Raw genomic sequence first — 682 nt, forward strand, 5'->3', positions numbered from 1 at the left:
CGATCAGCGCCTTGCGCGCGGGGGAATCGAGCCAGGCCTGCAGGTTGGCGTCGCTGTCGAAGCGCAGGATCGCGACGAAATCCTCCTGCACCCCGGGCTGGAGGCGAAATACCTCCGCTGGGATCAGACGGTCGCGGCCGCCCAGTCGAAGGCGCCGGGGCTGCCGGGCTACCGGTTCGAGCCAGCCGTGCCCGGGGTGCAGGAGGATTTCGTCGCGATCCTGCGCTTCGACAGAGACATATTGTGAGCGGTTCAACGGCAAGCTTCGTGACTAGTGCCTACGCCAGGAGATCTTCTACTCATTAAAGGAGGCGCAGATCGTGATCGGTCTGTGGCAAAACACCTACAACCGCGTCCGACCGCATTCGTCGCTGGGCTATCGGCCGCCCGCGCCCGTCAGCTACCCGGATATGGCCTTCGGGTTACCGATGGCTGCCACCATGCAGTAGCAGGAAGGCCAGATCCGGGTCGCTGACTAGAGCGGGTGTCCGATAGCACAGAGACGAATGCGGTCGGACGTGGTTGGAGGTGGTTTTCCACAGACCGATCAGGATCTGCTCCTCCTGTAATGATTAGAAGATCCACTGGCGTCGGCACTCGTCACGAAGCGTTCCGATGAAGCTCTCAAAATACCCGTTCTCTCACGGAGAACTCGGCGCGATGTACTGGTCTTGCTGATCAC

The 682-nt window shown here is 61.3% G+C and carries 2 pseudogenes; both read left to right on the plus strand.

Annotated elements, in window-relative coordinates:
• Positions 1–247 (plus strand): annotated as a pseudogene (locus MKL09_RS20830) (antibiotic biosynthesis monooxygenase); the annotation flags it as partial.
• A pseudogene (locus MKL09_RS20835) lies at positions 240–449 on the plus strand (integrase core domain-containing protein); the annotation flags it as partial. The pseudogenes MKL09_RS20830 and MKL09_RS20835, both read left to right, overlap by 8 nt.
• Positions 450–682 lie beyond the last annotated feature (233 nt).

It is taken from the genome of Methylobacterium sp. J-048 (assembly GCF_022829515.1).
Lineage (GTDB): Bacteria > Pseudomonadota > Alphaproteobacteria > Rhizobiales > Beijerinckiaceae > Methylobacterium.